General features: G+C 63.1%; 9 protein-coding genes. 5 read left to right on the forward strand and 4 right to left on the reverse strand.

Annotation, left to right across the window (positions count from 1 at the left end; genetic code table 11):
- Positions 1–299 precede the first annotated feature (299 nt).
- Positions 300–593 carry a hypothetical protein gene (locus tag J0I79_RS01890; RefSeq protein WP_292854944.1) on the forward strand — a complete coding sequence of 98 codons (294 nt, stop codon included), beginning with the start codon at positions 300–302 and terminating at the stop codon, positions 591–593.
- A 136-nt stretch (positions 594–729) separates the two neighbouring features.
- Here the strand turns inward: J0I79_RS01890 and J0I79_RS01895 are convergent, their stop codons facing one another.
- Entirely contained in the window at positions 730–2,007 is a 1,278-nt protein-coding gene (locus tag J0I79_RS01895; RefSeq protein WP_292854946.1) for a hypothetical protein, read from the reverse strand.
- 260 nt (positions 2,008–2,267) lie between these two features.
- Between J0I79_RS01895 and J0I79_RS01900 the strand changes: the two genes are divergently transcribed.
- A complete protein-coding gene (locus J0I79_RS01900) occupies positions 2,268–2,693 on the forward strand; it encodes a low affinity iron permease family protein (RefSeq protein WP_292854947.1) in 426 nt (141 codons plus the stop codon).
- 16 nt (positions 2,694–2,709) lie between these two features.
- Here J0I79_RS01900 and J0I79_RS01905 read toward each other — a convergent pair whose 3' ends face one another.
- Positions 2,710–3,576: an SDR family NAD(P)-dependent oxidoreductase gene (locus tag J0I79_RS01905; RefSeq protein WP_292854949.1), complete on the reverse strand. Its 867-nt coding sequence runs from the start codon at positions 3,574–3,576 to the stop codon at positions 2,710–2,712.
- Positions 3,577–3,713: 137 nt separating this feature from the next.
- On the opposite strand from J0I79_RS01905, the gene J0I79_RS01910 reads away from it, so the two are divergent.
- Complete coding sequence (locus tag J0I79_RS01910; protein WP_292854951.1) at positions 3,714–3,995, forward strand: hypothetical protein; 282 nt, start codon at positions 3,714–3,716, stop codon at positions 3,993–3,995.
- Positions 3,996–4,031: 36 nt separating this feature from the next.
- On the opposite strand, the gene J0I79_RS01915 is transcribed toward J0I79_RS01910, so the two are convergent.
- Positions 4,032–4,607 carry a TMEM175 family protein gene (locus tag J0I79_RS01915; protein ID WP_292854953.1) on the reverse strand — a complete coding sequence of 192 codons (576 nt, stop codon included), beginning with the start codon at positions 4,605–4,607 and terminating at the stop codon, positions 4,032–4,034.
- Positions 4,608–4,848: 241 nt separating this feature from the next.
- Between J0I79_RS01915 and J0I79_RS01920 the strand changes: the two genes are divergently transcribed.
- Positions 4,849–5,259, forward strand: a complete 411-nt coding sequence (locus J0I79_RS01920) for an SH3 domain-containing protein (RefSeq protein ID WP_292854955.1) — start codon at positions 4,849–4,851, stop codon at positions 5,257–5,259.
- Between the two features lie 71 nt (positions 5,260–5,330).
- Here the strand turns inward: J0I79_RS01920 and J0I79_RS01925 are convergent, their stop codons facing one another.
- Positions 5,331–6,791, reverse strand: coding sequence for an MATE family efflux transporter (locus J0I79_RS01925; protein WP_292854957.1), 1,461 nt, complete (start codon positions 6,789–6,791; stop codon positions 5,331–5,333).
- A 217-nt stretch (positions 6,792–7,008) separates the two neighbouring features.
- On the opposite strand from J0I79_RS01925, the gene J0I79_RS01930 reads away from it, so the two are divergent.
- A partial coding sequence (locus tag J0I79_RS01930) for a L,D-transpeptidase (RefSeq protein WP_292854959.1) occupies positions 7,009–7,472 on the forward strand: 464 nt, incomplete at its 3' end.

A 7,472-nucleotide genomic window follows, 5' to 3' on the forward strand; every position in this document is an offset into this window, starting at 1 on the left:
AAATGCCGATCGAGGCTTTCCTCGACCGCTGGGAAAACGGCGCCGTTTAGGACGGCTTCCGCGCGCTTTCATTGCGGGTCATCGCCATCCGAAATCGCTGCATTTCGGCGAGGCTGGAAGCTTCGGCGGTAACCAATTTTCTTAACGTAAAATATTAGCGTTAAAAATTGGAAAACGAATTGTATCCATCAAATTAAGCGCTCCATGGTTGCAAGACTTTTCGCGAAATGCACTAATCGATCCAGGGGTAAGTCGTAAGAAGTCGAAGGAAACACTGCTAGCAACAACGGAGAGAAGTCATGAAGAAGTTCGCACTTGTACTCACTGCTGCAATGGTTTCCTTTTCAACTGTCGGCGCCTATGCCGGCGGCTGGGGAGGCGGCTCGGGCAGCCTGATCAATGTGTCGCCGTCCATCGGCCTCGGCCAGGTGAACGCGCTGAACGGCATTCTCAATGGCAACAACATCCTGAGCGGCAACGTCGTCCAGGGCATCCTGAACGGCAACAAGACCAACGTCCTTACCGGCGTTCTCAGCGGTATCGGCGTCAATGTGCTCGGCGGCAACAGCTACAAGCTGGGCGGCCGTCACTGAGCAGCAAGGACAGGGGTAACTCTGTCTGGGGCAGGAGGGTCTCGCACATCCTCCTGCCTCGCTGCTTGTGCCCATGATTTCAGGCAATTCCCGGAATTGTTCTCACTGGAACAATCCAGAACCGCACGAGCTGAGATCAGATCTTGGCCCGCAGCGCGATGAACGCATCGACCGTGTGTTCGCGGTCGTCGATGACGGTCTTGATGGTCCGGTTGACATCGACCCGCACGACGATGGCCATGGACTTGGTCGCGTCATAGGTCGCCTCGGCATAGATGCCGTCGCGCCGCTCCTGGTTCTCGTAGAGCAGATTGTCCTTGATCTCGTAGAATACTCCGGAGGCGAGGCCGAGATTCTCGCGCAGCTTCATGCCGATTTCCAGCTCCGCGCGCTGCAGCCAGGATGCCAGCGGATCGTCGGTGTTGGAGGTCTCGTAGCGGCCGAAATAGGTTCCACGCAGTTCGAAGCCATGCGGCAGCGGCTTGCCGAAGGTAACCTGCCAGGTCGGCCGCCAGCGCTGGTAGATGTCGTTGGCGCCGCGCAGGAACTCCGCGCCCAGGGCGACGCCGAGCGTCGAGCCGTCCGCGGCCTTGTAGGCGGCTTCGGCGCGGATCGTGTAGGTCTTGAACGACAGGAAGAGCGGCGGGTAGCCGATCTGCTCGACGCTGGCGAGCAGCGCCGACGCCGATCCGCCGAAGGCAAACTGGCCGACGGTTCGCGTGATCCGGGCCGCCAACTGGAACAGGTTGCGGTCGGCGTGCAGCTTCGCCGGCAGGATCAGATCGTCCTGGAAATGCGTGGCGCCGAGTTTTTCGAAACTGTCGGTGGCTTCCAGGATCAGCGAGGTGGCGTTGCCGAGGTCGATGCCGAGCTGCGTCTGGGCGCCGAAGACCTGCTTGAATTCGCGTGTGCCGAGCGTCAGTGGGCCGATGTCGAGATTGTCGCCGGTGCTGGATACGCGGTAGGTCAGCGTTCCCCGCAGTTCGAGACCGGGCGCAAGGCGGCGGAAGGCCTCGGCCGACACGCCCAGCGCGCGGTCGTCCTCGATCGAGGTGCGGTCGTAGTGCGATACCTGGAAGTCGGCGTTGAGCTTGGCATAGGCGTCGTTGTCGCCCCATTGCTTCTGCAGCGTGCCGCGCAGCAGCGAATACCAGTCGGAGACGTTGCGGTCGCTGTCGAGCGCGTTGTTGGTCCAGTGCCGTTCCAGACTGCCGGTGATCACCGGATCGGTGGGCGATGCGCTGGGATCGGTTGCCGGGGCTGCCAGATCGGGCGCCGGCGTGGTCGTGGATTCCGCCCTGGCGGCGGTCGCCGCGCAGGCCATCAGCAGGCCAAGGCCGGCTGAGCGAAGCAATTTGCGGGAAAGTGTTGCGACCGTCTGTCCGTGTGCCGGTCGGCGCTTTCGGGAAACCATGCTCCGCGCTCTCCGGACTGAAACCCCTTCCGTCATGCGGGGGTGGCGCGACGGAAGGGGCTGGAGGTAAACCGCTGTGAAGCGGAAGGAACAGGCTCTTTGCCTGCACGGTTACTATGCCATTAAACCGATAAGGTGTGTTTTCCGGCGAATGCGCGCTTTGCGTGTATTCAATTGTGCCTGATGTATTTGTCTCTGCGGGAACTCGAAACGGCCATCGTCGGTTTCTTCTGGCGGCAGCCACCGAGGGACCTCGACAAATGGAAAAGCTCTTCACCAGGATCGCCAACTGGGTCGCGCATATAACCGGCATGCCGCTGACATTTGCCGTCTGCTGCCTGGTCGTCGTCGCCTGGGCGGTGAGCGGGCCGTTTTTCGACTTCTCCGATACCTGGCAACTGGTGATCAATACCGGCACGACCATCGTCACCTTCCTGATGGTGTTCCTGATCCAGAACACCCAGAACCGCGACGGCGCGGCGATCCAGGCCAAGCTCGACGAACTGATCCGGGTCAGCGAGGGCCACAACCACTTCATCGGCATAGAACATCTGACCGAGTCGGAAGTGGAGGAGATTCGCGACAAGTGCGAGAAGGCGGCTCGCCGCCACGATGAGCAGATCGCCACCATGGCGGCCAAGAAGGCCGTGGCGCAAAAACGCGGATCGAAAAAACAGGCTGCGTGAGATCCGGAGACCGGTCCTACTGCTTCATGAAAGTCGCGAAAGCATCCTTGTGGTCCGGGTGCCAGCGCGACAGAGCGGGGCGGTTTTCGATGATGTCGCCAATCGCCCAGGCCATGCGCTTTTCATCCATGGGGCGCGCCACGTCGTTATCAGGGCAAAGGATGTAGAAATCGCCTCCGACCAGGGATTCCAGCATGAAATCAACGACCTGTTCGCCCGTCCAGGCGCCGGCCGGCTTTTCCGTCGCGCCTTCGGTGAGGCCGGTATAGGTGAAGCCTGGAATGAGCAGATGCGCCGAGAGGTGAGCCCCGGGCTCGTTGCGCAATGCGTGCGCGAGACCTTCCGTGAATGTCTTCACGCCGGACTTCGAGACATTGTAGGCGAGGTTGCCAGGTGGCGTTGTGATGCCCTGCTTGGAGCCGGTGTTGACGATCAGCCCAGGCCTGCCCGACGCCAGCATGCGCGGCGCGAAGGCCTCGACGCCATGCACGACGCCCCAGAAATTGATGTCGATCAGCCGCCTCCAGGCGTCGCGGTTCTCCCAGGGCTTTCCGGGATTGTCGCCGACGCCTGCATTGTTCATCAAGAGCGAGACCTCGCCGAAGGCGCCGAATGCGCGGTCGGCGAGCCTATCGACCTCATCGGGTTTCGAAACATCGGATGCAACGGCAAGCACGGCGTCGTCACCGGCAATGGCCGAGACCGTCCGCGAGGCATCGTCGAGGCGCGCCCCGCCGATGTCGGCCAGCACGATCTTCATGCCCATCAGCGCCAGCCGCTTGGCGGCCGCCAGGCCGATGCCGCTGGCGGCGCCGGTGATGACGGCGGTGTTGCCCCGGCCAAGGGCGGGCAGGGCGGTCTGGATCTCGGCGTCGGGGATCATCGGTGCTTTCTTCCTCTTTCGATGGCGCTGAAATTAGCGTTGGAACGGCGTCGTGCAAGGCTTGCGTCGTCCCTTTCCGGGTTGACCCGTCCGGCCGGGGCTGCGAATGCTGCCCGCGCGAAAGGGAGAGTTCCGGATTGACGGATTGGGTCGCAATTCTGAAGGAGCAGACCGCCACCGGCGACCAGATGGGACGCGAGGTGCCGCAGATGCTGGCCAATCCCGATATCAGCGAAGCCCAGGTGAAGACGCTGTTCTCGGCACTCGAAAAACAGGCCGACTTCGTCGAGAAGCTGCGCATGGCGCTGGAAAAGTTCGGCCATGATTTCCGCATCGTCAAGGCGGCGGAACGGCTCGAGGAGCGCTATGCCGACCTTGCCGCTTCGGTGGCGGACAAGCTTAAGGCCATGCGCGGCTAGGCCAGGCGGCCCTGCTTTCCAGCAGCGGAGAGCAGACTATTTTTCGAGCACCCGCGAAAACCGCGTATCCGGCACGAGCCAGACCAGAGCGACGGCGACAAAGATTCCGACGCCGATCCACCGGTTGAGGAAAGCGAGCGCGATGGCCGCGATATAGGCGACGAGCGAGAGCCGGCCCTTGCGGTCATTGCCGATCGCCTTGGCGAAGGCCGTATCCTGCCCGTGCAGCCGGTGGAGCGCGACGACCAGTATGCCGTAGGCGGTCGCGCACATGGCAAGGTCGAAGCCGTAGACCGCGACCGGAACCGTGGCAAAATGGTTCTCGCCCATGAAGGCGGTCGTTACCGGCATCAGCGATAGCCAGAACAGGAGATGCAGGTTTGCCCAGAGAACCCGGCCGTCGACACGCTGCACGGTGTGGAACATGTTGTGCAGGTTGTTCCAGTAAATGCCGACATTGATGAAGGAAAGCACGTAGCACAGGAAGATCGGCCATTGCGGCAGGAGCGCCGAAAAATCCTCGCCTTCGGGCACTTTCAGGTCGAGCACCATGATGGTGATGATGATGGCCACGACACCATCGGTGAATGCCTCGACCCTGCCTTTGCCCATGATTAGACCTTTGCCCGCAACCAATTGCCGAAAGAGAGTAAACTGTTAGCGGATGTTGCCGCGCCGATAAACGGCGTGTGGAAAATTCCTCAACCATGTCTGGGGAAATTCTTCTACGGGACCGGCGGCCATGATGTGAGATGGCTGCAACTTGTTGACTTTTCTTGGCTTCTGCCTCTCCTCTTGTGAAGCAGCCTCGCGCCGAAGCAGTCGAAGGGCCGGGGATCGAATGGAGGGACTCATGAGATTTCGATTTCTGCTTCTGATCGCGACCCTAGTGGCCGCCATGTTCGGGACGTCGGCTGCGGCCTTCGCCTACAGCGCCCACACCACGACCAATCTCAACGTGCGCACCGGGCCGGGCGCCAGCTATGCCAAGGTCGGAACGCTGCCGGCCGGTTTCAGGGTGAATGTCGCCGGCTGCCAGCCGGGATGGTGCAGGATCCATGGCGGCGGTGTCAGCGGCTGGGTCAGTTCCGGTTATCTCGAGCGCGCCCATGTCGTGCGTCCGCCCGTGGTCATCGTGCGCCCGCCGCATCATCGGCCGCCGCATTGGCACAAGCCGCCGCATCACCGTCCTCCGCACCACCGCCCGCCGCACAAGCCGCGTCCGGGCAAATGCAAGATCGCGCCCGGATTCTCCTGCAAGTAGTTTGGAATTGCGGACTGCATAGCGAACAGGGGCCGTATCATCCGCGGCCCTTGTTCAGGCCCAGCCGACGATCAGCCGTTCGGCGTTTCGGGTGCCATGTTGGCGCGCTGGCGCGGCACACCAAGCCCGGTGTCGGGCGGCTCGCCGGCGGCCGGCCTGTTCTCGATCATGTGCAAGGTGCGCCAGCCGCCGAAGCGATAATAGGCCGCCGCCAACACCAGCGAGGTGATCGAACCCGCCGGAAAACTCCACCACAGCGCTTCCTCGCCGATGACGCCGCGCATGAAATAGGCAAAGCCGGTGCGCACGATGAGCACCGAAATCACCAGGATGATCAGCGGCGGCATCACGGCGCCCGTGGCGCGCACCGTGGCAAACAGCACGATGGTGATGCCGAACAGAACGAAAGACCACGACGCGACCGTGTTGATGTGGGCGGCAATCTCGATGGCCGCGCTGTCGCTGCTCAGGAACAGGCTGAGGATCGAGCGGTCGAAGAGCCAGAGCAGCGCGACCAGCGCGCCGGTCAGCACCAGGTTGAAGCCGACGCCGGAGGCCGCGACACGGCCGATCCGGTCCCAACGTCCCGCGCCGACATTCTGCGCGGCCATGGACGAGACGGCGGCGCCAATGGCGAGCGCCGGCATCTGGATATAGGTCCACAACTGGGCGGCGATGCCGTAGGCGGCGGCGACCTGCGAACCATATGAGTTGACGATGCCCATCACCGTCAGCGCGGCCGCGGAGATGACGATCATCTGCAGGCCCATCGGCACCCCCTTGAACACGACGATGCGCAACAGGACAGGGTCGGGCCGTAGCAGAGCGAGGTTGGCGCCAGCCAGCCGCAGGGGGTGCTTGCGCGCATAGAGCACGATCAGGATGGCGATCACGCTCACCGTCTGACCGATCAGCGTCGAGGTGGCCGATCCGGCGATGCCAAGCTCGGGGAACGGGCCGATGCCGCGGATGAGCAAGGGGTTGAGCACGATGTCGAGCACGACCGCCAGCGCCATGAAGACGAAGGGCGTGCGCGAGTCGCCGGCGCCGCGCAGCACGGTCATGACGAAGGACAGGAGGTTCATCATCGGCACGGCGACGAAGATGATGCGCAGGTAGGAGCGCGCCAGCGGCAAGGCGTCCGGCGGCGTGCCGAGCGCATTCAGGATCGCGTCGACCCAGATCCAGCCACAGACGGCGAAGACCACCGAAACAAGGAAGAAGAAGGTGGCGCTGGTGCCGACGATGCGGCGCGCCTCGGGCAGGTCGCGGGCGCCGACCGACTGCGCCACCAGGATGGTGGCGGCCATGCCGATGCCGAACACGGTGCCCAGGATCAGGAACAGGACGAGATTGGCGTTGGACGTGGCGGTGAGCGCGGACTCACCGAGGAAGCGGCCGACCCAGACGGCGTTGATCGACCCGTTGAGCGACTGCAGCACATTGGAGCCGAGAACCGGCAGGGCAAACAGCAGCAAAGTGCGCGGGATTGGGCCGCTGGTCAGGTCGGCGGTGCGCCGGCGCGTCGGCATTTTTTCGTCCATGGCAGGCAACTCGGCAAGGCTGATTTGGATCCGGTCCGCATCATTGCCGATTCAACGGGGCAGGTCGATGCGGCGCCACAAAAGATTGGCCCAGTCTTCCAGCGTTCCCTAATGCAATCATGTTCTCAAAGCTTCCGGAATGGGATATTGATCCGGATAGCTGGGGCGGAATTTTTCCAGTTCCCAAGGGCAAGCCGGGGGGGTCATGTCCGACATTTCGCTGCTTTCCGAGCGCCTGAGCCGGCGCGCGTTTCTTGGCGCGTCCGCTCTGGGCGCCGCTTCGCTGGGCCTTTCTGCGTGCACCACGGCCGATGTCGCGACGCCGCCTCCCGTGGCGGCTGCACCGCCCGAGCCGGCTCTCGGCGATGCCGCGACCATGTATGCGGCGCGTACCGATGAGGGCTTCCAACTGCCGGCTATACCGGTGGCGAAGCTCGATCCGAAATTCCTGCGCCAGGTCGTGGACGATCCGACCGGGGAAAAGCCGGGCACCATCGTCGTCGATGCCTCGCAGCATTTCCTTTATCTGGTGCGCGACGGCGGCAAGGCGATCCGCTACGGCGTCAGCCTAGGCAAGGCCGGCTTCGGATGGACAGGCAGCGCGGTGGTTCAGGCGCGCAAGAAGTGGCCGGTCTGGACGCCGCCGCCCGAAATGATCCAGCGCCGGCC

This window comes from Mesorhizobium sp., from assembly GCF_017306585.1.
Classification (GTDB): domain Bacteria; phylum Pseudomonadota; class Alphaproteobacteria; order Rhizobiales; family Rhizobiaceae; genus Mesorhizobium.

What these genes read in the sequence shown, in the direction of transcription:
- J0I79_RS01890 (WP_292854944.1), top strand. Translation starts at nt 300, where the DNA reads ATGAAGAAGTTCGCACTTGTACTCACTGCTGCAATGGTTTCCTTTTCA.
- J0I79_RS01895 (WP_292854946.1), bottom strand. Translation starts at nt 2,007, where the DNA reads ATGGTTTCCCGAAAGCGCCGACCGGCACACGGACAGACGGTCGCAACA.
- J0I79_RS01900 (WP_292854947.1), top strand. Translation starts at nt 2,268, where the DNA reads ATGGAAAAGCTCTTCACCAGGATCGCCAACTGGGTCGCGCATATAACC.
- J0I79_RS01905 (WP_292854949.1), bottom strand. Translation starts at nt 3,576, where the DNA reads ATGATCCCCGACGCCGAGATCCAGACCGCCCTGCCCGCCCTTGGCCGG.
- J0I79_RS01915 (WP_292854953.1), bottom strand. Translation starts at nt 4,607, where the DNA reads ATGGGCAAAGGCAGGGTCGAGGCATTCACCGATGGTGTCGTGGCCATC.
- J0I79_RS01920 (WP_292854955.1), top strand. Translation starts at nt 4,849, where the DNA reads ATGAGATTTCGATTTCTGCTTCTGATCGCGACCCTAGTGGCCGCCATG.
- J0I79_RS01925 (WP_292854957.1), bottom strand. Translation starts at nt 6,791, where the DNA reads ATGCCGACGCGCCGGCGCACCGCCGACCTGACCAGCGGCCCAATCCCG.